Raw genomic sequence first — 24921 nt, 5'->3', positions numbered from 1 at the left:
ACCACGAACCGTGGAGAACTCGGTCCCTTCGGAACCTGTGCAGGGAAGGTCACGGGTTGCGGAGGTGGCGCGTGTGGTCGCGGTGCGGCCGGGTGTGCGGCACGAGGCGACCCCTGCCACCGAGGCGCCCCTCACGCCGATGCCCATTTGGCCGCATCGGGCTGATGGCGTAAGCTATATCTTTGGTACTCGACTGCCGAGTGCCACGAACGTGAGCCCTCCACTGGCGTGTTCCTCAGGGAACCACCCCGGAGTGGGATTCACGAACCTCTCCGTTCGACAAGAAAGCAGCACTATTGTGACGCGTACATACACCCCGAAGGCCGGGCAGATTCAGCGTGACTGGGTCGTCATCGACGCAAACGACGTCGTTCTCGGTCGCCTCGCCTCGCACGCCGCAGCGCTCCTGCGCGGCAAGCACAAGCCGACCTTCGCCCCCCACATGGACTCCGGTGACTTCGTCATCATCATCAACGCCGACAAGGTTGCGCTGACGGGTCAGAAGCTCCAGAAGAAGAAGGCTTACCGCCACTCGGGCTACCCGGGTGGTCTGAAGTCGGTCACCTACGAGGAGCTCCTCGAGAAGAACCCCGTCCGCGCTGTCGAGAAGGCCGTCCGCGGCATGCTCCCCAAGAACAGCATCGGCCGTCAGCAGCTGTCGAAGCTCAAGGTGTACGTCGGTGCTGAGCACCCGCACGCCGCGCAGCAGCCTCAGACGTACACACTCGACCAGGTCGCCCAGTAAGCGCCGCAAAGATTACGAAGGACATTCTCGTGGCTGATACTCAGGACACCACCGAAACCCCTCAGAACTACTCGACCTCCAGCGCGGAGACCACGGCAACGGAGACGGCTCCCCGTCCCGTGCTGAACGTCCCCGGCGCAGCCGTCGGCCGTCGCAAGCAGGCCATCGCCCGCGTGCGTCTGGTCCCCGGCTCGGGCACGATCACGGTCAACGGCCGTACGCTCGAGGACTACTTCCCGAACAAGCTGCACCAGCAGCTGATCAACGACCCCTTCACCGTGTTGAACCTCACGGGTGCGTACGACGTGATCGCACGCATCTCGGGTGGCGGCGACTCGGGCCAGGCCGGCGCACTGCGTCTCGGCATCGCCCGTGCCCTCAACGGCATTGACGTTGAGAACAACCGTCCGACCCTGAAGAAGGCCGGCTTCCTCTCGCGTGACGCCCGCGTCATCGAGCGCAAGAAGGCTGGTCTCAAGAAGGCCCGCAAGGCGCCTCAGTACTCGAAGCGCTAAGGTCCACAGTCCCGATGCCGCTTTTCGGCACGGACGGTGTGCGAGGACTTGCCAATGGCATCCTCACCGCCGACCTCGCGCTCACCCTGGCCCAGGCGACAGCTGTCGTCCTGGGCCAGGGCCGCACTGCAGAGACTCGCAAGTCCGAGGGCAAGCGGCTTTCCGCCGTGGTTGCCCGCGACCCGCGCGTCTCCGGTGAATTCCTCGTGGCCGCTGTCTCTGCCGGCCTCGCAGCATCCGGCGTCGACGTTCTCGACGCTGGCGTCATTCCGACTCCGGCGTTGGCATTCCTCGTTAACGACCATGATGCCGACTTCGGCGTCATGGTGTCTGCCTCGCACAACCCGGCACCCGATAACGGAATCAAAATCTTCGCCCGCGGTGGCGTAAAGCTCCCCGACGTCGTCGAACAGCGCATCGAAGCGGCCATGACGGGGGAGATGCTTCTTCCCACCGGTGAAGGCGTCGGTCGTATCCAGCGCTTCTCCGACGCGGAGGACCGCTACAAGCTGCACCTTCTCGCGTCGCTTCCGCATCAGCTCGACGGCATCCACGTGGTGCTGGACTGTGCGCACGGCGCAGCATCCGGAGTCTCACCGGAGACATTCAAGACCGCCGGTGCCACGGTCACCGTCATCGGGGCAGAACCCGATGGAATCAACATCAATGACGGTGTCGGCTCGACGCATCTCGACAACCTCGCCGAGGCGGTGGTTCGACTCGGCGCTGACGTCGGCATCGCACATGACGGCGACGCAGACCGCTGCCTCGCGGTCGACGCCGACGGCAATGTCGTCGACGGAGACCAGATCATGGCGATTCTCGCCGTGGCGATGAAGGAACGCGGACACCTCACCGACAACACGCTTGTGGCAACCGTGATGAGCAACCTCGGTCTGCATATTGCGATGAAAGAGCACGGCATCACCGTGCGCCAGACCGCTGTCGGAGACCGTTACGTTCTCGAGGACATGAACGCCGGCGGTTTCGCGCTGGGCGGCGAGCAGTCCGGGCATGTCATCATGAGCGAATTCGCCACCACTGGCGACGGTGTGCTTTCCGGGCTGCATCTGGTGGCCGAGATGGCGCACCAGAAGAAGTCTCTCGCCGAACTTGCCAGCGTCATGACCGTGTATCCGCAGGTGCTTATCAACGTCCGAAACGTTGATAAGGAGCGCTGCGCTGACGATGAGGGCGTGCAGGATGCCGTCGCCGCCGTTACGGCGGAACTCGGAGACACCGGACGAGTGCTGCTACGCAAGTCCGGCACGGAGAACCTCGTGCGTGTGATGGTCGAGGCCGCGGACGCAGAGTCCGCTCAGGCGCACGCGGAGAAGCTCGCCGATGTGGTCAAGGAGCGGCTCGCGCTCTGAGTGTCGGCGCCTGCTGAGTGCGACCCTGCTGAGTGCGCCTGCTGAGTGCGACCCGGCACACTTGCAGGGCGTATGCACGGATGTCGGGGCATCCATCGGCGTTTCGCCCTGCAGCCGTACGATCACCCTGCAAGTGTGCGGCGATAGGGCTGCCAGGCGGGTCCGTCGACCTCGCGCGTCAGATCCCGACGCCGCCCCAGCTGAGCGATTCGGTGTAGCGCACCAGCACCCCTTCGCGCAGTGCCCAGGGTGAGACTTCGAGCTCATCGAGGTTGAGCATGCTCATCGCCGTATGCAGGCAGACGGCGGCGGCGACGATCTGGAACGTGCGATCGGGCGTGATTCCCGGCAGCTCTTGACGAGCGGATGCTGGGATGCGAGCGAGCCGTGGAATCCACGATTTCAGAGCCGAGCGCGACATCACTGTGCGATTGAATCCCAGCCCGGACACTTCGCGACCAGCAAGGTTCGCCAGCGACCGGATCGCTTTCGACGAGCCGACGATGTGATCAGGGCGGGGGAGGGCGTTGAGCTTCTCGGTCACCGGTGCGAGCACCGTTCTCGCGTGCGCGCGCAGCAGCTCGACAGCATCCTCACCGGGTGGATCCTCCGGCAGGAACTGCACGGTCATGCGCCCAGCCCCGAGCGGGACGGATGCTGCGATCTCCGCGGTCTCGTCCGCGCCGGCTGCGAACTCGAATGAGCCGCCGCCGATATCGAGCAGCAGGATGCGTCCGGCATCCCAGCCGAACCAACGCCGGACGGCGAGGAATGTGAGATCGGCCTCCTGCTCGCCGGTAAGCACCTGCAAGGGCTGACCGAGAGCCTTCTCGATGCGCGCGATGACCTCGGAGCCGTTGGCCGCTTCACGGATCGCGCTGGTTGCCGTGGCCAGCAGCGTCTCAACTCTCTCAGCCTCAGCGATGTGCCGCGCCCGGGTGACGGCGGCTTCGAGCGCACGCACGCCCTCCTCGCTGATCGCGCCCTCGGGTGTGAGAAAGCGCATCAGGCGCACCACAGTGCGGTCACTCGTCGTCGCGTGTGGACGGCCACCTGGGCGGGCATCCGCGGCGAGGAGATGGACGGTATTCGAACCGATATCGAGGATTCCCAAGCGCACGGAAAGAGACTACGCGCATCTGGCGTAACTGCGCGGACAAGCGCATCGGCGACGGCTCGTGGTGACCGCGCGTCGGCGGACCGATGAACGGCACGTGAACTCGCATGGCTTGCGCTCAATGCAAGTGAAATTGCGCATAGCGTCCAGAACGTGCTCATCACCGACCTCGCCAAGAACCACGGTTCCGCGCTGACCGCGACCGACCGTCGACTCGTCGCCGTGCTGCAGGCGCGACCCGCAGAGGCCGCGTTCTGGCAGGCAGCCGAGCTCACCGATCCCCTGGGCCTGCACCAGTCGGCTGCCACGCGTTTCGCGCAGCGTCTGGGGTTCGACGGGTACCCGCGGCTGCGCGACGCCCTCCGACAGGACTACCTAGCTGGCTCCGGCCCCTCCCAGCGGATCCGAGGCCGTCTGGAGCGGCACCCGGACGACGTCATCGGTGGATTCGTCGACGACGAGATCGCCGCTCTGACAGCCCTCCCACAGCACATCAGTCAGGATGACCTCGACGACCTCACCGCCCGGGTGCTCGCCGCTGGACACGTGTACCTCTTCGGACACGGCAACGCCACCGTATTGGTCGACCTGCTCGAGCGCCGGCTGCGCCGCAGCGGCATCCGCGTCACCGCCCTGGACGGTCCTGTCCGCGATGTCGCCGAGCAGCTCGCCACGCTCAGCGAGGGCGATCTCATCCTCTCCTGCGCTTTCCGTCGGGCACCGCGCGACCTCGTACCCGTGCTCGAGCTCGCACGTGAGACCGGCGCATACACCGCGCTGCTCACAGACACCCTGCTTTCGCTGTCGCCCCAACCGGATGCTGTGCTCGCAGCACCGCGCGGCGGTGGGGACGAGTTCCTCACGCTGACCGTCCCTATGGCAATCGCGAACGCCCTGATTCTCACCATCGCCCGCCAGGCGCCCGACCGCGTCCTGCGCTCGCTCGACCGTCTCGAGTCTCTGCTCGAGCGCTTCGACCGGTGACACCTGCTCGCAGCATCCGTCCCACCGCATCCGTAGTCGCTTACCCCGTACGCCCTCGAAATTCCCTTGAAAATCCCTCGAAAGGAACGATCATGACCCGGCAACCGCTCCGCAGCCCGATCACCGCCGCCACCGCCGTCCTCGTCGCCTGCGGCCTGGCGGTCACGCTCGCCGGATGCAGCGCACCCGCCGCATCCGCGCCGTCCGCCGATGTCGACTGGGATGCCCTCACGCACGATGAGCTCGTCGACATGGCCACCGACGAAGGCGAAGTCGTCGTCTACGCCTTCACCAGCCGGATCGCCGCCATCGAGGAATCGTTCGAGGCGGAGTACCCCGGCATTGACGTCGTCGCCAGCGACATTTCCTCCAGTGAGCTCATCACACGACTTGCGACCGAGCACACAGCCGGCAGCGCGACGGCCGACCTCGCCTACGTCTCCGACGCCCCCGTCGTCGTCACCGAGCTTCTCGCCGATGGTGTACTGCTGCCATACCTCCCCGCACGTGTAGCCGAGGCGCTGCCGTCCGAGCATCAGGCTCCGCTGGTCGCGAACCGCCTCTCGACGAAGGTGCTCATGTACAACGAAGAAGCGCACCCTGACGGTGCGCCAGTGTCGAATCTCTGGGAGCTCACCGAGTCGGAATGGGCCGGTAAAGTCGTGCTCGTCGACCCCAACGTGCGTGGCGATTACCTCGACCTTGCCACGGAGTTCTCGCTGCGCGCCGACGAGATGGCGGATGCATACACCGAGCACTTCGGTGAGGAGATCGCTCTCGAAGACGGTATGCCGGATGCCGGACTGCAGTTCTTGAAGAACCTCTACGCCAATGACGCCGTGCTCGTCGATGACACCGACACGGTCAATGCCGCCGTTGGCGCAACGGGGCAGGACGCTCCACCCGTCGGGTTCACGTCGTACTCCGACCGCCGCGATAACGAAGAGGAAGGCTGGGCGCTGCAAGTGGCCTCAGGTGTCGCTCCCGCGCCCGGGATCGTCTTCCCCGCGTACCTCGGCGTCACCGCCAGGGCGGAGAACCCGGCCGCTGCCCGTCTGCTCATTGACTACATGATGGGTGACGACAGTTCCACCGGAGGAGCCGGATTCGAGCCGTTCTACGTCGCGGGTGACTATCCGACCCGCACTGACATCGATACGCCCGCCGATGCTCTGAGCCTCGACGAGCTGGGCGCTTGGCAGATCGACCCGGAGGCCTCGGCCGAGCACCGCTCCGACGTCGCGGACTTCCTTCTCACGATCCAGTGAGTGCTTCCATCCGCGTGCGCGCGGCGGTGCGCCGGCCCATTCTGTGGCTGGCCATCGCCGTGCTCGCGGTACTCGTCATCCTTGTCGCCTTGCCACTGGCGGGGCTCACGGCGGCCACTGTCGGAGAGGACGCCGACGGCGCCTGGGGCGATGTGCTCGCCAGCCCGATGTCGTCTGCGCTGTTCTGGCAGCCGCTGGGCGGTTCGCTGCTCGTAGGCCTCGGAACCGGAATCATCGCCACCGTCATCGGCGCCTTCCTCGCCTGGATCGTCGTCATGAGCGACGTGCCTGGTCGCCGGGTGATCGGCGTTCTCGCCGCCATTCCGTTCGCGCTGCCGAGCTTCGCGATCGCACTCGCCTGGGAAAGCATCTTCCGCAACGACCTGATCGGCGGTAGCACCGGACTGTTGTTCTCGCTCGGTGTTCCGGTGCCGGACTGGCTCGCCTGGGGTCCGGTTCCCGTCATCCTCACCCTCGTTGCGCACTACTACTCGCTGAGCTTCGTCGTCATCGCCGCAGCTCTCTCGAACGTTGGGGGAGATCTTGTCGCCGCCGCCGAGCTGACAGGAGCCTCCCGTACTCGCGTCGCCGCGCGCATCGTCATCCCCGCTGTGACACCGGCCGTGCTCTCCGGGTTCCTCCTCGCCTTCGCCGAAGGCGTATCGAACTTCGCCGTCCCCGCGCTGCTGGGACTCCCGGTGCGGTTCCAGACGCTGAGCACACGCCTGTACGGAGCGATCTCCACAGGCGATGCCGAACGTGGCTATGTGCTCTCGATCCTGCTCATTGTCGTCGCCGGCATCATTCTCTTCGGCGGCAACCGGATCACCGGAGGTCGGTCGTTCTCCACCATCACCGGCAAAGCCACCCGTGCACGCGTCACTCGAACGGGCGGTTGGAGGGCGCCGTTGGCGACGACTGCGTGGGCAACAGTCGTGATCACCGCGATCATTCCCGCCATCGTGCTCATTGTGAGCACGTTCCTGAGGCGCACGAACAGTTTCGACGGCGGATTCACACTCCATTATTGGATCGGGGAGTCCGATCCGTCGATCTCGCACGGCATGCGCGGCGTGCTGCTTGACCCCACCGTGCTGCAGGCGCTCGGAGGAACCCTCGGACTCGGGGCAGCCGTCGCCATCGGGGCGGTTCTCATCGGACTGGTCGCCGCATACGTCATCCGGAGGATGCCGCGGGCGCGCACAATGAATGGCGCGATCAATCTGCTGGCGTATGTGCCCTTCCTCATTCCTGGCGTGGCACTCGGAGCGGCGTTCATCGCGCAGTTCGGCGCGCCGATCGGGCCCTTTGGATCGCTGTACGGCACGTTCGGCATCCTTGTGCTTGCCGGCATTGCCGCGAGCATCCCGTTCGCGTTCCAAACGGCGAAGTCCGCGCTCGGGCAGGTTGCACCCGAACTCGACGAAGCCGCCGTGCTCACGGGGGCAGGTGGTCCTCGCCGCCTCGCGCGCATCACGATTCCGCTTGTGGCGAGGGGGCTTGCAAACGGCGGCATCCTCGTCTTCGTCACCATGGTGCGCGATCTTTCGGTCGTCGTGCTGCTCGTGACGCCGGCGACCCCGCTGCTGTCGATGATGACCTTCCGCTATGCCTCGGAGGGCTTCGCCCAGCAGGCCGGTGTCATCACCCTGATCATCGCGGCCATCTCAGTGGCGGCGACCCTGTGCGCGCGTTCGCTCGAAAAGAACCGCTCTCTTGAACGGAAGATCTCATGACTGAACTCACCATCGATCGGCTCGGCAAGCGCTTCGGAGCACAGGATGCCGTCGCAGATCTGTCGCTGAAGATCCCCTCCGGCGCCTTCCTTGTGCTGCTCGGCCCGTCAGGTTGCGGTAAAAGCACGACGCTGCGGATGATCGCCGGTCTCGAGGACCCAACCAGCGGCAGCATCTCGTTCGAAGACCGCGTAATCGCGGACGGGACCCGCGGAATCAGCGTCCCGCCCTCGAAGCGGGGCATCGGCATGGTATTCCAGAGCTATGCGCTCTGGCCGCACATGACGGTGAAGCAGAACGTTGAGTGGCCGCTCACCGTCGCCGGATGGTCGCGCCGAGATCGTGCTTCGCGGGTGGAAGCGGTTCTCGAATCATTGGAGATCGCGCATCTGGCCGATCGCACACCGGCGCTGATCTCAGGCGGGCAGCAGCAGCGTGTGGCCATAGCCCGCACGATCGCACCCCGTCCGCAGGTGGTGCTATTCGACGAGCCCCTGTCGAACCTCGACGCGCGCCTGCGAGTCGAGACGCGTTCTGAGCTCGGCCGCGTGCACCGTAGCAGCGGCGCGACGAGCGTGTACGTCACGCACGACCAGGTCGAGGCGCTGGCGCTCGCCACGCACATCGCGGTGATGAACGGTGGGCGGCTCGAGCAGTTCGGAACGCCCACGGAGCTGCTGGAGGCTCCCGCCACGATGTTCGTCGCCTCCTTCCTCGGAAGCCCCGCAGCTGTCCTCCTGCCCAGGAGTGCTGAGATCATTCTCGACACCGTGATGACGCTCCCGGCGGATGCCGCACACCTCATGTTCCGCCCGGATGAGGTCGCCATGCATCCGCAGGGGACGCTTGATTTCGAGGTCGTCGAATCCACGCCGCAGGCGGGACGACACCTGGTCACCGGACGCGTTGCTCCTGAGGCAGGACATCGGATCACCGTGGTCAGCGACCGGGCAGCGATTCCGGGGGAGGGCACTCGCCTTCGATTCCCGGAGAGACCGGCGGCGTGCTTTGGTGCGGACGGACAGCGACTGTGACGACACTGCTACTCGTCCGACACGGAGAGACCGACTGGAATCGTCAGCAGCGAATGCAGGGAAGGACCGACATCGATCTCTCCGAGCAAGGTCGCGCAGAGGTCACGGCGCTCGCGGAGATCATCGCACCCTGGAACCCGCAGACCGTGGTCGTCTCACCGCTCACCCGCGCACGCACCACAGCCGCGCTGCTGAGCGATGTCCCACCCATCATCGACACAGCGTGGATCGAGCACAGTCTCGGTGAATGGGAAGGCGCGACTCCGCAGATGATCGGTCCCGCCTACCACCAGTGGCGCGAGGGCGTGCTCATTCCTCCGGGCGGTGAACCGGCGGAGGCGATCCGTGCCAGGGTATCTGGCGCTGTGCGTAGTGCGGCAGCCCATCCGGGACCAGTGTTGGTCGTTACCCATGGCGGCACGATCCGTGCGGTGCTGGATCGTTTCGTTGGACTCGGTGCCAGCCGCATCCATCCCGTCGCAGCACCCAGCCTCACTGTCCTTGACGTCGAAGGAGATGCGGCGCGACTTCGGCAGTTCAACGTCGGAGCGTGATGTCGAGGTGCTCGGTCGCTGCTGCCGGTGTAGAAGCGTTATGACTCGGAGCGATGGTCCAGGGCATCCACGCCGATACGATGGATGCCGTGACTACCGCCGACCCCACGCTGCCACTGTCGCCGTACCGCGAGATCGGACGTGCGGAGTGGGCGCGATTGGCCGAGGGCCTGGATCAGCCGCTGAGCGAGACCGAGGTCGTCGAGATCCGAGGGATCGGAGACCGCCTCAGCCTCGACGAGGTGCGTGAGGTCTATATGCCGCTGAGTCGTCTGCTCAGCCTGTACGCGACGGCGACGAAGCGACTCGGTGCGGCTACCAGTGATTTCCTGCAGGAAGATGACGTCACGACCCCGTTCGTGGTCGGCGTCGCAGGATCCGTCGCGGTGGGAAAGTCGACGATCGCACGTCTACTGCGTGAGCTGATGAGCAGGTGGCCGGGCACACCCCGGGTCGAGCTCGTAACCACAGACGGTTTCCTCTACCCGAACGCTGAGCTTGAACGGCGCGGGCTGATGGACCGGAAGGGCTTCCCCGAGTCCTACGACCGGCGCGCGCTGCTGGAGTTTCTCACCGAGGTGAAATCTGGTGCACCCGAGGTGCGGGCACCCTTCTACTCGCACATGCGCTACGACATCGTCCCCGATGCGCGCGTCGTCGTGCGCCGGCCCGATGTCGTGATCGTCGAGGGGCTGAACGTGCTGCAGCCGCCACCCGCGCCGAACGACGTCGCCGTCAGTGATCTGTTCGATTTCTCAGTCTTCGTCGACGCCGATGTCGCGCACGTCGAGAAATGGTACGTCGACCGCTTCCTCGCGCTGCGCAAGGGCGCGTTCAGTAACCCGTCGTCGTACTTCAACGTGTTCGCCCATCTCACTGACGATGAGGCACGCGCCACCGCGCTCGGATACTGGAACGACATCAACATGCCGAACCTCGTCGAGAACGTGATGCCGACTCGGCATCGGGCGAGCCTTGTTCTGAACAAGGGTGCCGATCACTCAGTCGAGAGCGTGCTGCTGCGCAAACTCTGACCACACTGCCGCAGGGTTCGTTCGGACGACTCGCAAAATATCGCGTTTATTCTGTACTTTATGTGTGGAATCGTCGGATACGTGGGGCCGCGCCCCAGCCAGGACATCCTTATCGCCGGCCTTGCACGGTTGGAATACCGTGGCTACGACTCCGCTGGTATCGCCATCATCGATGGTGACGGCCACCTCGGCATGCGAAAGAAAGCCGGCAAGCTCAGCATGCTGCGCGAATCGCTGGCTGATTCGCCGCTGAGCGACGGCAACACCGGGATCGGCCACACGCGGTGGGCGACCCACGGCGGACCGACCGACGTTAACGCCCACCCGCACCTCGCCGATGGTGACAAGCTTGCCGTCATCCACAACGGCATCATCGAGAACTTCGCGGCTCTGCGTGAAGAGCTGCTTGCTGCGGGCGTCGAGTTCCGCAGCGAAACCGACACCGAGGTCGCCGCCGCGCTCCTCGGCCAGGAGTACGCGAAGACACCCGACCTGCAGACCGCTTTCCAGAACGTTGTGAACCGTCTCGAGGGCGCCTTCACTCTGCTCGCGATGCACCAGGACCACCCCGACCTCGTCGTCGGCGCTCGCCGCAACTCTCCGCTGGTGATCGGACTCGGCGAGGGGGAGAACTTCCTCGGATCCGACGTTGCCGCTTTCGTCGAACACACCCGCAAGGCCCTGGCGATCGGCCAGGATCAGATCGTCTCGATCACACCCGCCGCGGTTACCGTCACCGACTTCGCGGGCACGCCCGTCGAAGCCGAGCCGTTCGACGTCTCCTGGGATGCTGCCGCCGCAGAAAAGGGCGGATGGTCCTCCTTCATGGCGAAGGAGGTCGCCGAGCAGCCCGAGGCTGTCGCGAACACGATTCGCGGCCGCGTTCAGGACGGACAGGTCGTCATCCCCGAACTCGAGGGGCTCGATGACCTCTTCAGTGGCATCAACCGGGTGATCATCACCGCTTGTGGCACGGCATCCTATGCAGCCCTCGTCGGAAAATACGCCATCGAGCAGTGGGCCCGCATCGCCACCGACGTCGAGCTCGCGCACGAGTTCCGCTACCGCGACCCGGTGATCGGCGACGACACGCTCGTCATCTCGATCAGCCAGTCCGGCGAGACCATGGACACGCTCATGGCCGTCAAGTACGCGCGCGAGCGCGGCGCCCGGACGCTGTCGATCTGCAACACGCAGGGCGCGACGATTCCGCGCGAATCGGATGCCGTCGTCTACACCCACGCCGGCCCCGAGGTCGCTGTCGCATCCACCAAAGCGTTCTCAGCGCAGATCACGGCGCTGCTGCTGCTGGGCCTGCACATGGGTCGTGTGCGCGCCACGCTGACCGATGAGACCGCCGTCGAAGAGCTCGCCACCCTCCCCGAGAAGATCGCTCGGGTGCTGGAAGAAGAGCACGACCACGTCTCGCAGTTGGCCAGCTGGATGGCAGATACCCGTTCGGTGCTGTTCCTCGGCCGCCACGTGGGCTATCCGATCGCGCTCGAGGGTGCGCTCAAGCTCAAGGAGATCTCGTACATCCACGCCGAAGGCTTTGCTGCAGGCGAGCTCAAGCACGGTCCGATCGCGCTGATCGAGCCCGGCCAGCCGGTGTTCGTGATCCTGCCGTCGCCGCGTCACTCGGCGCTGATCCACTCGAAGGTCGTCTCGAACATCCAGGAGATCCGCGCTCGCGGCGCCAAGGTGATCGTGGTTGCCGAAGAGGGCGATGCCGCAGTGCTGCCCTTCGCCGATGAGGTCATTCGCATTCCGCTCGCCGGCGCAATGTTTGAGCCGCTCCTCACCGTCGTTCCGCTGCAGATCTTCGCCATGGCACTGGCCACGGCCAAGGGACTCGACGTCGACCAGCCGCGCAACCTGGCCAAATCCGTCACCGTCGAGTAATCGGTGTGCGGCCGCGCTGCCGGCCGCCCGGGCACACTTGTCGGTCGATTCCACGGATGTTTGCCGGAATCAGGTGGCTGCGCAGGCATCCGTGTTTTCTGACTGACATCCGTACCTGTACTCACGCGCGAGCACGCGCGATCGCTGGCAGAATGGCAGCGACGACCAGATCCCAGTTGTGCAGGATCATCGCGTAGTCGAAGTGCAGAGTCTCGTATCCCAGAACGGATGCCGCGGCATCCCGCATCAGGTCCTTGTGGCGCTTCGCGCCCGTGTGATTGTCTTTGCCATCTGCCTCGAGGATCACACGTCCGCCGATCACGAAATCCACGCGGCCGACCCCATCGATGGCTACTTGGCATTCGAGCTGGATACCGAGCAGATGCAGGCGAAGCCGCAGAAGCGATTCCAGGCCGCTCTCAGCGTCAGCGCGTGCCAGATCAAGCAGCCAGCCTGCGGTCTTGGGCAGCTCACGACGGATACGTGCCCGGTCGGTCGCGGAGATGAGTCGCTTGTTCCATGCGGATTCGTACGCGGCGAAGAACGCCTCTTGGCTCAGGCACCGGTACGCATGGACGAGGGCCGCGGCGACCGGAGCGAGTCCGAGTTCGGCGCGGCCGGGAGAGTAATGCACCACGCAGACGCATCGCTCATGCGGATGGCTGCGGCCCGCCGCGCCCATCCAGACGTGAACCTCGTCGTCTGGATCGGGCAGAATCCATATTCCGTGGAAACGAAGCGCTGCATTGCACGTGAGCGCTCCACCATGCGCTGCGGCGGATACGACTCTCGCGTCTGCCGTCGGGATGGCGAAAACACCGGGACGGACCCTGTGGATGCTGCCGATTCGCACGTCGGCAGCAAGCTGTTTTCGCGTGCATCCGAACTGCTGAAGGAAAGTGCCGCGAGCGATGCCGCCGAAACGGTCAAGGAGGACTACAGGAGGAAACATGTCCCGAGCGTGCCGGAACTGCGGCCTCGAACGAGGCCGAAACGGGCGATTGTGGACAAAACGGGCATAGCCCGAGATGTGCAGAACTGGTCAGGCCGCGGGTGGCTCTGGTCCACTTGTCGGTGGATTTCCACACCGGTCAGTCCAATTCCCCCGAATCTCCTGGCATCCGTAGATCCGAGCCGCCATCCGTGCCGGAGCCACCGCGCCGCCGGCCGCCCGGGCGAAATCTGTGCCAGGCCACTGCGCGAGTAGGCTGGAAGCGTGATCATCGGCACCGGCATCGACCTCGTCGACATCCCGCGGTTCGAGCGCACGATGTCCCGGACACCGCGGCTCATGGAGCGACTCTTCGCCCCGTCGGAGCGTACGCTCCGGCTCGCTTCGCTTGCCGCGCGTTATGCCGCCAAAGAGGCTCTGATCAAGGCTCTGGGCGGCTCCGACGGTGTGCACTGGACCGAGATCGAGATCGCATCCGAAGAGTCCGGCAAGCCGCACTTCGTGCTGTCCGGCACAACAGCCGAGGCCGTGGCCAGTCGGGGCATCCTGAACCTGCACCTGACCATGTCCCACGATGCTGGTCTTGCCACCGCCTTCGTCGTCGCTGAAGGAGCGCCGCTGTGACTGTCCCGTTCCGCGAAGCGACCATCGAATTGGATGCGATCGCCGATAACACCCGGCACCTGCGCCGACTCACCGGCACCGAGGTCATCGCCGTCGTGAAAGCCAACGCCTACGGACACGGTGCCGCTTCCAGCGCCGTCGCAGCGCTCTCCGGCGGAGCCACCCGCCTCGGCGTCGCCGAGGTGCCCGAGGGCATTGACCTGCGTCGGCAGGGCGTCAACGCCCCGATTATGGCGTGGCTGCACGAGCCGGGCCAGCGATTCGATCTCGCCGCCGCGAACCGCATCGAGGTGGGAATCTCCTCGTTCGACCAGCTGGAAGCCGCCGGAGCCGCAGCCGGCGTCGATAGCCCCGTCGGCGTGCACCTGAAGCTCGAGACGGGTCTGTCCCGCAACGGCATCGCACCCGCTGACTGGGGGCGAATCTTTGCTGAGGCCGCGCGCCTCGAGCGCATCGGCCGGGTCCAGATCATCGGCTTGTTCAGCCACCTCTCCAACGCCTCGGCTGCTGACGACCGGGCCGCGCTCGCCCAGTTCGACGAGGGGACGGCTGCCGCGGCAGCCGCGGGTGTCCGACCTCAGATCCGGCACATCGCGGCCACCGCGGCCGCCATCGATCTGCCTGAAACCCGCCTCGATGCCGTTCGCATCGGGATCGGCCTCTACGGGCTCTCGCCGTTCGACGACCGCTCCTCAGCCGATCTCGGCCTTCGCCCCGCTATGACTCTCCGCGGCGCTGTCGCTGCGGTGCGCCGGGTCGGGCCCGGTGCCGGCGTCTCCTACGGATACGACCACCGAACCGACCGAGAGACCACCCTGGCGTTGATTCCGCTCGGCTATGCCGATGGCATCCCGCGCCAAGCATCCGGACGTGGACCCGTGTTGATCAACGGTCGCCGATTCCGCGTCGCCGGACGCATTGCGATGGATCAATTCGTCGTTGACGTCGGTGATACCTCCGTGGCGGTGGGCGATGAAGCCGTGCTGTTCGGCGATCCGACGTTGGGTGCGCCATCGGCCACGGACTGGGCGGATGCCGCCGGCACGATCAACTATGAGATCGTCACCCGCATCGGCAACCGGGTGCCGCGGAGAAACGCATGAGCGTCGACCCGGCATTCCTCGGTCGCCGCGAGATCGCCACTGCGGACGGCATGGAGCGTCTCGGCTTCGTCATGGGGGAGCAGCTCGAAGCAGGTGATCTGCTGGTGCTCACGGGTCCGTTGGGTGCTGGCAAGACGACTTTCACGCGTGGGCTTGCTGAAGGACTCGGCGTGCGCGGCCCTGTGCAGAGTCCGACCTTCGTCATTGCTCGCACCCACCCCTCGCTCGTCGGGCGCGCACCGCTCGTGCATGTCGACGCCTACCGGCTGGGATCGGCCGCGGAGCTCGACGACCTCGATGTTGACCTCGCGCATTCGGTCGTCGTAGTCGAGTGGGGTCGTGAGATGGCCTCGTCGATCGCCGATTCCTGGTGGGACATCGAGCTGGAGCGGCCCGTAGGCGTCGCCGACGACGGTGTCGCAGACGAGGATCTGGATGCCGATGCCCCCCGAATCGTGACGATCGAGCGCGTCGAGCGCTGAACGCGTGAGCCAGTCGCCAGGCTCCCGGTGCCAGCGCCGACTACCCTGGAGAGGTGATCCTTGCCGTCGATACTTCCCTGGGCACTGCCGTCGCTCTGATCGATGCCGATGGGCGTCTGCGAGCGGATGCCTCGAGCCCTGACCCGCTCGGGCACGCCGAGGTCATCGGCGCGCTCCTCGAGCGGGCGCTGTCAGAAGCAGATGCGGCGGACATCACCCAGGTCGTCGCGGGCATGGGCCCCGGCCCCTTCACTGGCCTGCGGATCGGCATCGCCACAGCCCGAGCTTTCGCGCTCGCCCGCGGCATCCCGGTCATCGCGGTGCCCAGCCATTTCGGTGCCGCGCTCGCAGTAATCGAGGCAGAAGCTCCGGACACCCCCTTCGCGATCGTGACGGATGCTCGCCGCCGAGAGGTTGCGATCAGCGTGTTCGACGGCCTCGATGCCGACGGCATCCCGAACCTCACAGCACCCACGGTGCTCGTGCCTCGCGCCGATTCGGAGGAGCGGCTCAGCGGCATCCATGCCATTGAGGTCGCAACCATCGATGGCGCCGCGCTCGGCCGCGTCGGCATCCGTGCCGCGAACGCCGCACGCGTGCTGACCGGCGCTGAGCCGCTCTACCTCCGCCAACCGGATGTCACCGTTCCCGGCGCTCCGAAACGAGTGAGCTCGTGACCATCCGTATTGCGACTCCCGCTGATCTGGACGCGATCATGGCGATCGAGAACGCATCGTTTCCCACCGACGCGTGGAGCAGCGAGTCGATGGCAACGGAACTCGCCACCGAGTACAGCCAGTATCTCGTCGACGAGGATGCTGGCGACATCATCGGATACGCCGGCCTCCGTTCGATCCGCGGGAATGCGGATGCCGACATCCAGACGATCGCGTTGCTCGAAGCACGCAGGGGAGAGGGCCGCGGCCGCGCGCTTCTGCGTACGCTGCTCGCCGAGGCATCCGCTCGCGGAGCCCGGGAAGTCTTCTTGGAGGTTCGCGCTGACAACCCGGGTGCGGAGGCGCTCTATCTCTCGGAGGGATTCGATGAGATCGCCCGCCGCCCCCGGTATTACCAGCCGGAAAATGTGGATGCAATCGTGATGAAGCTCGACCTGCGGGCGTGGGCGGATAGGGCTGCCGCGGCCGCGGCCGCGCCGCACGCTCGGGCGGAAAACGCACCCATGGGCGGAACTTCAGCGGAGATTTCTCCGCTCAACAGCGCGAACTCCGCCCAACAGTGTGACGAGGAGAAGACAGCATGAGCGAGCCACTGGTCCTCGGGATCGAGACGAGCTGCGACGAGACCGGCATCGGCATCGTCCGTGGACGCACACTGTTGTCGAACACGATCGCCTCGAGCATGGACGAGCACGCCCGGTACGGGGGCGTCGTGCCCGAAGTCGCCGCCCGCGCGCACCTCGAAGCGCTGCAACCCTCGATCGAGGCGGCGCTCGCCGAAGCTCAGGTACAGCTCGCCGACCTCGACGCGATTGCGGTCACCAGCGGTCCGGGCCTCGCCGGCGCACTCATGGTCGGAGTCGGAGCGGCCAAGGGCCTGGCCGTCGCGCTTGGCAAGCCGCTCTACGCGGTGAACCACCTCGTCGGGCACATCGCCGCAGACATCGTGACCCCCGATTCCGAACCACTCGAGTACCCGACGATTGCACTTCTCGTCTCCGGTGGGCACACATCGCTGCTGCACGTGCGCGATCTCACCACCGACGTCGAGCTGCTGGGCGAAACGATCGATGACGCGGCTGGTGAAGCATTCGACAAGGTCGCCCGACTGCTGTCGCTGCCGTATCCGGGCGGCCCGCAGATCGACCGGGTGGCTCTCGACGGCGATCCGAAGGCGATCCGTTTCCCGCGCGGGCTGTCGAAGGCCTCGGACATGGAAAAGCACCGCTACGACTTCTCCTTCTCCGGATTGAAGACCGCCGTCGCCCGCTGGGTCGAACGCTGTGAGGCAGAAGGCAAACCGGTGCCGGTTGCTGATGTGGCAGCGAGCTTCCGTGAGGCCGTCATCGATGTACTGGTGACCAAGGCGCTGGCCGCCTGCGCCGACCTCGGAGTGCCTCGCCTGCTGCTCGGCGGTGGCGTGATCGCGAACAAGCGGCTGCGCGAGGTTACTCTCTCCCGTGCGGCGGAAGCGGGCGTCACCGTGCGTATCCCGCCGCTGTCGCTGTGCACGGACAACGGTGCGATGATCGCCGCGCTCGCCGCTGACCTCATTGCTTCCGGGCGTCGCCCTTCGACGCTCGCATTCGGGGCGGATTCGACGTTGCCGGTCACCGAGATCCAGGTCGCCGAGCGAACGGATGCCGCGCACGAGGAAGCCGCATGAGTGAGCCCGGCGGCCAGCCCGGCGATCAGTCCAGAGATCAGCCCAGAGTTGAGGAGCCGAGCTCAGAGGTTGAGCGGCCAGCCGGCACAGCGCGGATGCCCGGAGCGCCGCGCGAGGGGTACACGACGCTGCCCACAGGCCCTGTCGGCATAGAGCCGGTCGTCGCCAGTGGTCCGGCCGACACCGCGGGTATGCCTGCGGTGCAGTGGGCTCCGAACGACACGGTGGGCAGCGATGACAATGCGCGCCTCGCGCCCTGGGCGCTTGTCGCAGCAATCGTCGCCCTGGTCGCGTCGTGGTTCGTGGGTTGGGGCATCCCGCTGGCGATCGTCGCGGTGGTAGCCGCGATCATGTCGCTGCGTCGTCCGGTCGAGAACCGCGCGATTGCGCGGTGGGCACTTGTGCTCGGGATCGCCGCCACGATCTTCAGCCTGGGCTGGTTGATCTGGGCCGCCATGCAGTTCGAGACACTCGGATAAACGGATGCTGAGCGCCGACGAATTCGCAGAACTGCGGATGCTTGAGGCGCAGGTGTATCGGCAGGATGGTGATCTGTCAGCGGAGCAGATCTCGAGGTTGCGAGACCTGGAGCGGCGCCGCGACACCGGGCCGTCCGGCGGCGCATCCGGTGCTGATCTATCCGGAAGCGCACCGCCGCAGCCGTCTTCGCGCATCCGGATGTGGGGCGCCGTGCTCGCAGTCATCGCCGTCTTCGCTGTGGGCATCGGCGTCGGCTGGATCCTGTTCGGACGTGCGGACAGTTCATCGATCGGATTAACACAGGAGCAACGGCTGAGAGGGGATGAGCTCGTCACCGATGGCGGCTACGACGCGAACGCGCTGCGGGCGATGATCGCACATGACGACGTGATCGTCTGGCTCGCGATGACCGACGGCGGCGATACGTTGTGCCTCATCGTCGATGACGGCCTCGACGCCACCACGGCGTGCAGCGATGAGGATCGGGTGGCATCCGACGGGCTCGCAGTGGTGCACCGGACCGACGGCGACGGCTACACCGACGAGGCGTACGCCACGCTGCTGCTCACCGCCGGACGGGAGCCGGCCGTGCACCTGGATGTGCACCGAAGCCTCGACGGGTGACATGATCGGACGGATGCTGGACGAATCAGAGACCGCGCAGCTGCGGTCGCTTCAGAAACGTGCGTACGGACGCGGTGGTGGGCTGGCCGCCGAGGATGCGGCGCGCCTGCACGAGCTGGAGTCGAAGCTGCGCCCGCGCGTCGCGGCGCCTTCCGTCGTGGAGCCTGTGGAGCGCGCAGCCCCGGTCTGGGGCGCGGAGGCTGTCGAGCTGTCTGAGGTGCCGGACGGGTCCGAGCTGCCCGAGGAATCGCCGAGTCCAGAGCCTGAAGCATCCGCACCATCCCGACGAACCCGCGGTCGCCGGCGGCTCGCACTCGCCGCTGTCGGGGCCCTGCTCATCGGGATGGGGATCGGATGGACGCTCTGGGGCTGGAACACGGCCGAGTTCGCCCTCGCCACCACACACTCCGAGAAACGCGCCGAACTGGAGAAATCCGGTGACTACGACCCGGGAACCGTCGCCGCGCTGTCGGAGAGTCATGGAGTGGTCATCTGGCGTGCAGAAAGCCAAGAGGGCGAGCGGACGTGCATCATCGTCACGACGCCGGTGCAGAAGCAGAGCGGATGCGCGGAGCTGGATCAGAGCAACCTGGGGGCCGCCAACGTCTCCATCACGGTGCCGGAGGGCGATGAGGCCGAGGGGCAGATGCTCAATGCGTTCCTGCTGTTATCGGCGAATGGGGAGGTTGTCCCCGCGATCCAACTCTGGAATCCCGAAGACAACAACTGGGAATCGCAGTTCAGCGAGGAAGAACGCGAAGCCCTCGACCGCGTAGAAGCAGCAGGTTTCGATCGAAATTCGCTCAGTATTCTCGGCTATGACGGCGAGAGGCCGATCTGGACGAGTTGGGGCAACGAGATGTGCCTGATCGTGGAATCTGATGCCGGCATCGCGTCGGGCTGTTCATCGACCGCGGAAATGCCCATGACGGACTTGGTCGTCACGGCACCCGTCGGCGGCATCCCGACACAGTACATCGTGCATCAGACCGAGACGCGCGGTCAGCAACTCACGATCGTGAGGGTTCCTGAGGGCACTCGAGTCGAAGTCACCGAAGGTGAGCAGGTCGAGATCGACGACAAAACCGGGGACATCAAGGAGTGAGATGACTCCGGCTCATACCCGGTCGGCGAGGATCGCCATCCGCTTGTCGCCCGTGCGCGTGAGGATCAACGTCGCCGACTTCGTTCCCTTCAGATTCAACTTCTTGCGGAACGCGGCGGGATCGATGTCCATCCCGCGCTTCTTGATCTCCAGCGTGCCGATGTCGCCGGCGCGCAGCACCGCGTTGATGGCCTTCGGGTTCGCAGCGGTCACCTCGCGCACGCGGAACGACTGCACGAACGGGCTCGTCAGCGCCGCATCTCCGGTGATGTAAGCGATCTTCTCGTCCAGCATCCCGGCTTCCAAGCTGCGTGCCACGTCGCCGATCAGACGTGCGCGGATGACCGCGCCATCGGGCTCGTGCAGGAAAGCGCCGAGTTCACGGACGTCGGCATCCTCAGCATCCGCCCCGCCGGTGAGCTCATGCGACTCGTCGCCGCGGATCACCAGCGCCGCACGCCGGACACCTTCGCGAGCGAGCACGCCAGACCAGAGCACGAGTTCGACGACGCTGCCGTCAGCACTGACCCACTGCGCCTCGGCGTCTGCCGGAAGCGCCTCACGGTCGTGCCCGGGGCCGAGCTTGATGCCGGTCGGCACCCGCGATGCGAGCTCGAATGCCCAGTCCAGTGACGGGGAATAATCGGATGCCGTCACCCGCCGCGTCTCGCTGTGACCGGCCGTCCGGCGCGCGGGGTCGAGCCACACTGCGTCGATGCCGGTGAGATCGGTGGTCTCGGCTGTGCTGTGTTTGACGGTCGCTTCATCGCCGAATGGAGCGAGGTTGTACGCGGCGATGGCTGCGGTCACCTCATCCGCATCGACGGCCAGCACGCTCAGCCCTGCACCGGCAAACGCGAGTGCGTCGCCGCCGATGCCGCAACCGAGGTCTGCGACCCGGGTGATGCCGGCGCGGCGCATGCGTCCGGCATGGCGTGCTGCAACTCCCAGGCGGGTGGCCTGTTCGAAGCCTGCTCTGGTGAACAGCATCCGCTCGGCGAAGCCACCGAATTTCGCAGCACCCTTTGCGCGCAGATGCGCCTGCCCGACGACAGCGGATACGAGATCGGGGGAGTGGCCCGCCGCACGCAGGCGGGAAACGGTCTGCGCCACATGCGCCGTCGACTCGATCGTGCCCACCTCGTCGAGCAGCCGGAGGCCATCGGGGGTGAGTAGGGCAGTGAGTTCGGACATGTCCACGGGACCAGCCTACGAGGTGTGTCCGTCGGGTCTGTGACGACAAAACTGGCACTCGCATTGCGTGAGTGCCAGCCGACCGCATACACTTGGGTTAGCACTCTCGGGTTGAGAGTGCGAACAAGTCTTTCGTGTCAGCGTCAAGAAAGAAGAGGTAGACCGTGTCGGTTTCCATCAAGCCGCTCGAAGACCGCATCGTCATCCAGCAGGTCGAGGCCGAGCAGACCACAGCAAGTGGCCTGGTCATCCCTGACACCGCCAAGGAGAAGCCCCAGGAGGGCGAGGTTGTGGCCGTTGGCCCCGGCCGCATTGACGACAACGGCAACCGCGTTCCGATCGACGTCGCCGTCGGCGACCGCGTTCTGTACAGCAAGTACGGCGGCACCGAGGTGAAGTTCGGCGCCGATGAGTACCTCGTGCTCTCGGCTCGCGACGTCCTCGCAGTCGTCGTTCGCTGAGCGTTTCAGTAAAGCAAAGAAGGGCCCGGATGCTTCGGCATCCGGGCCCTTCCGCGTCCCCCACCCCCACCCCTTGCGAGTGGGCGCTGGTGGCTCGATTTTCGTCAAATTATGAGCCACCAGCGACCACTCGCAAGGGGATAAGGGGCGGAGGGGGCGGATAGGGTGAGGGGATGGGAGCAAGCCGCAGCGGCGTCGCCTACACCGTCGGCGCCTATCTGCTCTGGGGTGTGCTGCCGCTGTACTTCCTGATGCTCGTGCCGACCGGCCCATGGGAGGTCGTCGCGTGGCGGGTGCTGCTGTCGTTCGTCTTCTGCCTCGTGCTGCTCGCTGTCACACGCGGCTGGGCGTCGTTGCGGGCGATCATCCGGCAGCCGCGGCTGCTGGGGTGGACGGCGCTCGCCGGAATCCTCATTTACGGCAACTGGCAGGTGTTCCTGATCGGAACCCTCAGCGGGCAGGTCATCGAGACGAGTCTCGGGTACTTCATCAACCCGATCTTCACGGTGCTGCTGGGCGTCTTCGTGCTGCGCGAGCGCATCTCAAAACTGCAGTGGACGGCGATCGGCATCGCCGCCGTCGCGGTTGTGGTGATCATCATCGCCCACGGACGGTTCCCCTGGATCGCACTGTCGTTGACGGCATCGTTCGGCCTTTACGGACTCGTCAAGAAGCAGATCGGCCCGGCGGTGGATGCTGTCAGCGGACTGACCATGGAATCTTTCTGGTTGATCCCGGTCGCCGCGGTCACACTTATCATCGTCGGCAGTACCGATGGCATCACCTTCGGTGCCGTGAGCGTCTGGCATACGGTGCTGGTAGCCGGTGCCGGTATCGCCACAGCAGTGCCCCTGCTGTGTTTCGCAGCCGGTGCCAGGCGGATCGATCTGACCCTGGTGGGAATGTTCCAGTTCATCACCCCGGTCATGCAGTTCCTGGTCGGTTGGGCGCTGTTGAAAGAGCCGATGCCGACCGAACGCTGGATCGGGTTCGCCATCGTCTGGGTGGCGATCGGCGTGTTCCTCGTCGACCTCGCTCTGAAGAAGCAGCGTGGCCGGCGCGCGGCCCCAGCGGCGCTGATCTGAGGATTGTTGCGGGACCGAGACAGAAGCATCGACTGTCCGCACATACAAGAGATTAGGGTGATAGGCACCCGAAGGTGGTTATCCACGTTCAGTTACGCAAAGGAGCAACATGAACGCTATGAAGGGCTCGCGATCCGCGAGGATCTTCGCGGGGCTTGCGCTGGCAAGCGCCTCCGCACTGGTCATTGCCGGGTGCAGCAGCACCCCAGCCGAGACGCCCACAGACAATGGCGGCGGTGAAGATAAGCCGGCGGCGGTCGACCTGACGCTGAAGCTCGGCTCTTTGTTGCCGGCGTCCGGAACGCTCTCGTTCCTCGGCGCTCCGATGGAGGCCGGTGTGCAGCTCGCCGTCTCGCAGATCAATGAGGCGGATGCAGGCATCACCGTCGAACTGTCGACCGGTGATGAAGGCGACCTCGACAACAAGGCCTACGAGACCTCGATCGCCAAACTGCAGAGCGCTGGCATCACAGCGATGGTCGGTGCGGCTTCCTCCAGCGTCTCCAAGCTCATCCTCGACGGCAACGTCGGTGCCGGCATCGTCACGGTGTCGCCGTCGAACACCTCGGCAGACTTCACCGGCATCGACCCGATGTATTTCCGTACCGCTCCCAGTGACAATCTGCAGGGCGAGGTGCTGGGCAACCAGATCGCTGAGGATGGCAACACTACTCTCGGCATCCTCTACCAGAATGACCCCTACGGTACCGGCCTCGCAGAGGCCATCGGGGCGACCTTCGCATCCGCCGGTGGCGAAGTCGTCGCAGAAGCGTCCTACAACCAGGGCGACGGCCAGTACAACGCCCAGGTCGACACCATTGCCGCGGCGAACCCCGACGCGGTCGCTATCGTCTCGTACGACCAGTTCGCAACGATCGCCCCGCTGCTGGGCAACGCGGGCGTCGACACCGGCAAGCTGTACCTGGTCGATGGCAACCTGAAGGACTGGCCTGACCTCCCAATCGACCTGACCGGTTCCAAGGGAACGCGTGCGGGAGCCGAGTTGCCCGATGACTTCATCGACCAGCTCAACGAGATCTGGACCGCTGAGGGCAATGACCCGATCGACGCCGTCACGTACTCCGCTGAGGCGTACGACGCCACGATCCTGATCGCACTGGCTGCGCTGTCTGCACAGTCCGTCGAGGGCGCGGACATCGCGGGCAAGATGCGCGAGGTCTCGGGTGGTGAGGGCGAAGGCGAGAAGTGCAGCACTTTCGCTGACTGCGCCGCGATCATCAACGACGGCGGCACCGTCGATTACGAGGGCCTGTCCGGCTCGGTCACGTTCGATGAGAACAACGACCCGAAGGGCGCAGCCATCGGCGTCTACGAATACGGTGAGGGCAACCTACACACCCGCATCAAGTAACACGCGGAGAAGAGAACGGCCCCGGATGCGACGCATCCGGGGCCGTTTCACTGTGGCGCTGGTCAGGCGGCGTCTTGGCCGAGCGTTCCCAGGTACAGGCCGATCACCTTCGGGTCGTTGAGCAGGTCACGTCCGCTGCCCTCATAAGCGTCGCGACCCTGGTCGAGCACGTAGCCGCGGTCGCAGATCTGCAGGCAGCGGCGAGCGTTCTGCTCGACCATGATCGTCGTTACGCCGGCCTTGTTGATGTCGGAGACGCGGATGAAGGCGTCATCCTGGCGCACCGGCGAAAGCCCTGCCGAGGGCTCATCCAGCAGCAGGACGGAGGGGTCCATCATCAGCGCGCGAGACATCGCCACCATCTGACGCTCGCCGCCCGACAGGGATCCGGCGCGCTGCTTCAACCGTGAGCCGAGCTCCGCGAAGATCTCCGTGACGAACGCGAGGCGTTCGTTGTAGATCTTCGGGTTCTGATAGAGCCCCATCTGCAGGTTCTCGGCGATGGTCAGCGACGGGAAGACGTTGTTGGTCTGCGGAACGAAGGCGACCCCACGGGCAACGAGCTTGTCGGCTTTGAGGCCGACGATGCTCGAACCGTTCAGGGTGATCTCGCCCTCACGCACCTGCAGCATGCCGAAGATCGCCTTCAGCAGCGTGGACTTTCCCGCGCCGTTGGGGCCGATGATGCCGACCAATTCGCCTTTGTGCGCGACGAGGTTCGCACCATTGAGGATGTTGACGCCCGGGAGATACCCGGCGTGCACGTCCTTCATCTCGACGACGATGTCGCGATCATCGGGCGGGGCAGCGTCGCCGATCTGCTGGCGGACGTGC

Annotated in this window: 26 protein-coding genes; 22 read left to right on the top strand and 4 right to left on the bottom strand. The window is 65.6% G+C overall.

Annotated features, from left to right (window positions below):
• Positions 1-298: 298 nt before the first annotated feature.
• The 3 genes from rplM to glmM are packed head-to-tail and all read left to right on the top strand — an operon-like array spanning position 299 to position 2633.
• Entirely contained in the window at positions 299-745 is a 447-nt protein-coding gene (gene rplM / locus ACSU1L_RS13640) for a 50S ribosomal protein L13 (RefSeq protein WP_439256144.1), read from the top strand.
• A 29-nt stretch (positions 746-774) separates the two neighbouring features.
• Positions 775-1260: a 30S ribosomal protein S9 gene (rpsI, locus tag ACSU1L_RS13635; protein ID WP_438253113.1), complete on the top strand. Its 486-nt coding sequence runs from the start codon at positions 775-777 to the stop codon at positions 1258-1260.
• Positions 1261-1274: 14 nt separating this feature from the next.
• Positions 1275-2633 (top strand): phosphoglucosamine mutase, encoded by a 1359-nt coding sequence (gene glmM, locus ACSU1L_RS13630; protein ID WP_439256143.1) that lies wholly within the window; start codon positions 1275-1277, stop codon positions 2631-2633.
• Between the two features lie 178 nt (positions 2634-2811).
• On the opposite strand, the gene ACSU1L_RS13625 is transcribed toward glmM, so the two are convergent.
• Positions 2812-3753 (bottom strand): Ppx/GppA phosphatase family protein, encoded by a 942-nt coding sequence (locus tag ACSU1L_RS13625; protein ID WP_439256142.1) that lies wholly within the window; start codon positions 3751-3753, stop codon positions 2812-2814.
• 150 nt (positions 3754-3903) lie between these two features.
• Here ACSU1L_RS13625 and ACSU1L_RS13620 point away from each other — a divergent pair, with 150 nt between their 5' ends.
• The 7 genes from ACSU1L_RS13620 to glmS all read left to right on the top strand — a co-directional run bounded on the left by ACSU1L_RS13620 (position 3904) and on the right by glmS (position 12262).
• Positions 3904-4734: a MurR/RpiR family transcriptional regulator gene (locus ACSU1L_RS13620; RefSeq protein WP_438253116.1), complete on the top strand. Its 831-nt coding sequence runs from the start codon at positions 3904-3906 to the stop codon at positions 4732-4734.
• A gap of 92 nt (positions 4735-4826) precedes the next feature.
• Positions 4827-6002: an ABC transporter substrate-binding protein gene (locus ACSU1L_RS13615; RefSeq protein WP_439256141.1), complete on the top strand. Its 1176-nt coding sequence runs from the start codon at positions 4827-4829 to the stop codon at positions 6000-6002.
• Positions 5999-7738, top strand: coding sequence for an ABC transporter permease (locus ACSU1L_RS13610; protein WP_439256140.1), 1740 nt, complete (start codon positions 5999-6001; stop codon positions 7736-7738). Before ACSU1L_RS13615 ends, ACSU1L_RS13610 begins: the two co-directional genes overlap by 4 nt.
• Positions 7735-8772: an ABC transporter ATP-binding protein gene (locus ACSU1L_RS13605; RefSeq protein WP_439256139.1), complete on the top strand. Its 1038-nt coding sequence runs from the start codon at positions 7735-7737 to the stop codon at positions 8770-8772. The genes ACSU1L_RS13610 and ACSU1L_RS13605 overlap by 4 nt, the downstream gene beginning before the upstream one ends.
• The gene (locus ACSU1L_RS13600; RefSeq protein WP_439256138.1) at positions 8769-9326 is read left to right on the top strand and encodes a histidine phosphatase family protein; all 558 of its coding nucleotides are present in this window, start codon (positions 8769-8771) and stop codon (positions 9324-9326) included. Before ACSU1L_RS13605 ends, ACSU1L_RS13600 begins: the two co-directional genes overlap by 4 nt.
• Before the next feature lie 80 nt (positions 9327-9406).
• Complete coding sequence (gene coaA, locus ACSU1L_RS13595; protein ID WP_438253685.1) at positions 9407-10360, top strand: type I pantothenate kinase; 954 nt, start codon at positions 9407-9409, stop codon at positions 10358-10360.
• A gap of 60 nt (positions 10361-10420) precedes the next feature.
• Positions 10421-12262 carry a glutamine--fructose-6-phosphate transaminase (isomerizing) gene (gene glmS, locus ACSU1L_RS13590; protein WP_439256137.1) on the top strand — a complete coding sequence of 614 codons (1842 nt, stop codon included), beginning with the start codon at positions 10421-10423 and terminating at the stop codon, positions 12260-12262.
• Positions 12263-12383: 121 nt separating this feature from the next.
• Here the strand turns inward: glmS and ACSU1L_RS13585 are convergent, their stop codons facing one another.
• Positions 12384-13214, bottom strand: a complete 831-nt coding sequence (locus ACSU1L_RS13585) for an endonuclease domain-containing protein (protein ID WP_439256136.1) — start codon at positions 13212-13214, stop codon at positions 12384-12386.
• A gap of 264 nt (positions 13215-13478) precedes the next feature.
• Here ACSU1L_RS13585 and ACSU1L_RS13580 point away from each other — a divergent pair, with 264 nt between their 5' ends.
• From ACSU1L_RS13580 to ACSU1L_RS13540, 9 genes are read left to right on the top strand one after another with little or no spacing between them, the layout of a single operon-like run.
• Complete coding sequence (locus tag ACSU1L_RS13580) at positions 13479-13838, top strand: holo-ACP synthase (protein WP_438253123.1); 360 nt, start codon at positions 13479-13481, stop codon at positions 13836-13838.
• The gene (gene alr, locus ACSU1L_RS13575; RefSeq protein WP_438253124.1) at positions 13835-14941 is read left to right on the top strand and encodes an alanine racemase; all 1107 of its coding nucleotides are present in this window, start codon (positions 13835-13837) and stop codon (positions 14939-14941) included. Before ACSU1L_RS13580 ends, alr begins: the two co-directional genes overlap by 4 nt.
• Complete coding sequence (tsaE, locus tag ACSU1L_RS13570; protein WP_439256135.1) at positions 14938-15423, top strand: tRNA (adenosine(37)-N6)-threonylcarbamoyltransferase complex ATPase subunit type 1 TsaE; 486 nt, start codon at positions 14938-14940, stop codon at positions 15421-15423. The genes alr and tsaE overlap by 4 nt, the downstream gene beginning before the upstream one ends.
• Before the next feature lie 53 nt (positions 15424-15476).
• The gene (tsaB, locus tag ACSU1L_RS13565) at positions 15477-16100 is read left to right on the top strand and encodes a tRNA (adenosine(37)-N6)-threonylcarbamoyltransferase complex dimerization subunit type 1 TsaB (protein ID WP_439256134.1); all 624 of its coding nucleotides are present in this window, start codon (positions 15477-15479) and stop codon (positions 16098-16100) included.
• Positions 16097-16684, top strand: coding sequence for a ribosomal protein S18-alanine N-acetyltransferase (rimI, locus tag ACSU1L_RS13560; protein WP_439256133.1), 588 nt, complete (start codon positions 16097-16099; stop codon positions 16682-16684). Before tsaB ends, rimI begins: the two co-directional genes overlap by 4 nt.
• Positions 16681-17766: a tRNA (adenosine(37)-N6)-threonylcarbamoyltransferase complex transferase subunit TsaD gene (gene tsaD / locus ACSU1L_RS13555; protein WP_439256132.1), complete on the top strand. Its 1086-nt coding sequence runs from the start codon at positions 16681-16683 to the stop codon at positions 17764-17766. The genes rimI and tsaD overlap by 4 nt, the downstream gene beginning before the upstream one ends.
• Positions 17763-18245: a hypothetical protein gene (locus ACSU1L_RS13550; RefSeq protein WP_439256131.1), complete on the top strand. Its 483-nt coding sequence runs from the start codon at positions 17763-17765 to the stop codon at positions 18243-18245. The genes tsaD and ACSU1L_RS13550 overlap by 4 nt, the downstream gene beginning before the upstream one ends.
• Positions 18246-18249: 4 nt before the next feature.
• Positions 18250-18870 carry a hypothetical protein gene (locus tag ACSU1L_RS13545; RefSeq protein WP_439256130.1) on the top strand — a complete coding sequence of 207 codons (621 nt, stop codon included), beginning with the start codon at positions 18250-18252 and terminating at the stop codon, positions 18868-18870.
• Positions 18845-19975 (top strand): hypothetical protein, encoded by a 1131-nt coding sequence (locus tag ACSU1L_RS13540; RefSeq protein ID WP_439256129.1) that lies wholly within the window; start codon positions 18845-18847, stop codon positions 19973-19975. The genes ACSU1L_RS13545 and ACSU1L_RS13540 overlap by 26 nt, the downstream gene beginning before the upstream one ends.
• 12 nt (positions 19976-19987) lie before the next feature.
• Here ACSU1L_RS13540 and ACSU1L_RS13535 read toward each other — a convergent pair whose 3' ends face one another.
• Positions 19988-21175, bottom strand: a complete 1188-nt coding sequence (locus tag ACSU1L_RS13535; RefSeq protein ID WP_439256128.1) for a THUMP-like domain-containing protein — start codon at positions 21173-21175, stop codon at positions 19988-19990.
• Positions 21176-21333: 158 nt separating this feature from the next.
• Here ACSU1L_RS13535 and groES point away from each other — a divergent pair, with 158 nt between their 5' ends.
• From groES to ACSU1L_RS13520, 3 genes are all read left to right on the top strand, one after another.
• Positions 21334-21630, top strand: a complete 297-nt coding sequence (groES, locus tag ACSU1L_RS13530; RefSeq protein ID WP_028502311.1) for a co-chaperone GroES — start codon at positions 21334-21336, stop codon at positions 21628-21630.
• Positions 21631-21803: 173 nt separating this feature from the next.
• The gene (rarD, locus tag ACSU1L_RS13525; RefSeq protein ID WP_439256127.1) at positions 21804-22715 is read left to right on the top strand and encodes an EamA family transporter RarD; all 912 of its coding nucleotides are present in this window, start codon (positions 21804-21806) and stop codon (positions 22713-22715) included.
• A 109-nt stretch (positions 22716-22824) separates the two neighbouring features.
• Positions 22825-24087, top strand: a complete 1263-nt coding sequence (locus tag ACSU1L_RS13520) for an ABC transporter substrate-binding protein (RefSeq protein ID WP_439256126.1) — start codon at positions 22825-22827, stop codon at positions 24085-24087.
• Between the two features lie 62 nt (positions 24088-24149).
• Here ACSU1L_RS13520 and ACSU1L_RS13515 read toward each other — a convergent pair whose 3' ends face one another.
• On the bottom strand, positions 24150-24860 hold the full coding sequence (locus ACSU1L_RS13515) for an ABC transporter ATP-binding protein (RefSeq protein ID WP_438253686.1): 711 nt from the start codon (positions 24858-24860) through the stop codon (positions 24150-24152).
• Positions 24861-24921 lie beyond the last annotated feature (61 nt).

The organism is Microbacterium sp. A94, assembly GCF_051842855.1.
Lineage (GTDB): Bacteria > Actinomycetota > Actinomycetes > Actinomycetales > Microbacteriaceae > Microbacterium.
This window is presented reverse-complemented; position numbering and strand designations above follow the sequence as displayed.

Bases quoted from the DNA above. Each gene is read 5' to 3' on its own strand.
- ACSU1L_RS13585 (WP_439256136.1), bottom strand. From the start codon at position 13,214: ATGTTTCCTCCTGTAGTCCTCCTTGACCGTTTCGGCGGCATCGCTCGC.
- glmS (WP_439256137.1), top strand. From the start codon at position 10,421: ATGTGTGGAATCGTCGGATACGTGGGGCCGCGCCCCAGCCAGGACATC.
- ACSU1L_RS13520 (WP_439256126.1), top strand. From the start codon at position 22,825: ATGAACGCTATGAAGGGCTCGCGATCCGCGAGGATCTTCGCGGGGCTT.
- ACSU1L_RS13550 (WP_439256131.1), top strand. From the start codon at position 17,763: ATGAGTGAGCCCGGCGGCCAGCCCGGCGATCAGTCCAGAGATCAGCCC.
- ACSU1L_RS13605 (WP_439256139.1), top strand. From the start codon at position 7,735: ATGACTGAACTCACCATCGATCGGCTCGGCAAGCGCTTCGGAGCACAG.
- rarD (WP_439256127.1), top strand. From the start codon at position 21,804: ATGGGAGCAAGCCGCAGCGGCGTCGCCTACACCGTCGGCGCCTATCTG.
- coaA (WP_438253685.1), top strand. From the start codon at position 9,407: ATGGATGCCGTGACTACCGCCGACCCCACGCTGCCACTGTCGCCGTAC.
- ACSU1L_RS13515 (WP_438253686.1), bottom strand. From the start codon at position 24,860: ATGAAGGACGTGCACGCCGGGTATCTCCCGGGCGTCAACATCCTCAAT.
- ACSU1L_RS13615 (WP_439256141.1), top strand. From the start codon at position 4,827: ATGACCCGGCAACCGCTCCGCAGCCCGATCACCGCCGCCACCGCCGTC.
- tsaD (WP_439256132.1), top strand. From the start codon at position 16,681: ATGAGCGAGCCACTGGTCCTCGGGATCGAGACGAGCTGCGACGAGACC.
- ACSU1L_RS13540 (WP_439256129.1), top strand. From the start codon at position 18,845: ATGTGCACCGAAGCCTCGACGGGTGACATGATCGGACGGATGCTGGAC.
- glmM (WP_439256143.1), top strand. From the start codon at position 1,275: ATGCCGCTTTTCGGCACGGACGGTGTGCGAGGACTTGCCAATGGCATC.
- ACSU1L_RS13545 (WP_439256130.1), top strand. From the start codon at position 18,250: ATGCTGAGCGCCGACGAATTCGCAGAACTGCGGATGCTTGAGGCGCAG.
- tsaE (WP_439256135.1), top strand. From the start codon at position 14,938: ATGAGCGTCGACCCGGCATTCCTCGGTCGCCGCGAGATCGCCACTGCG.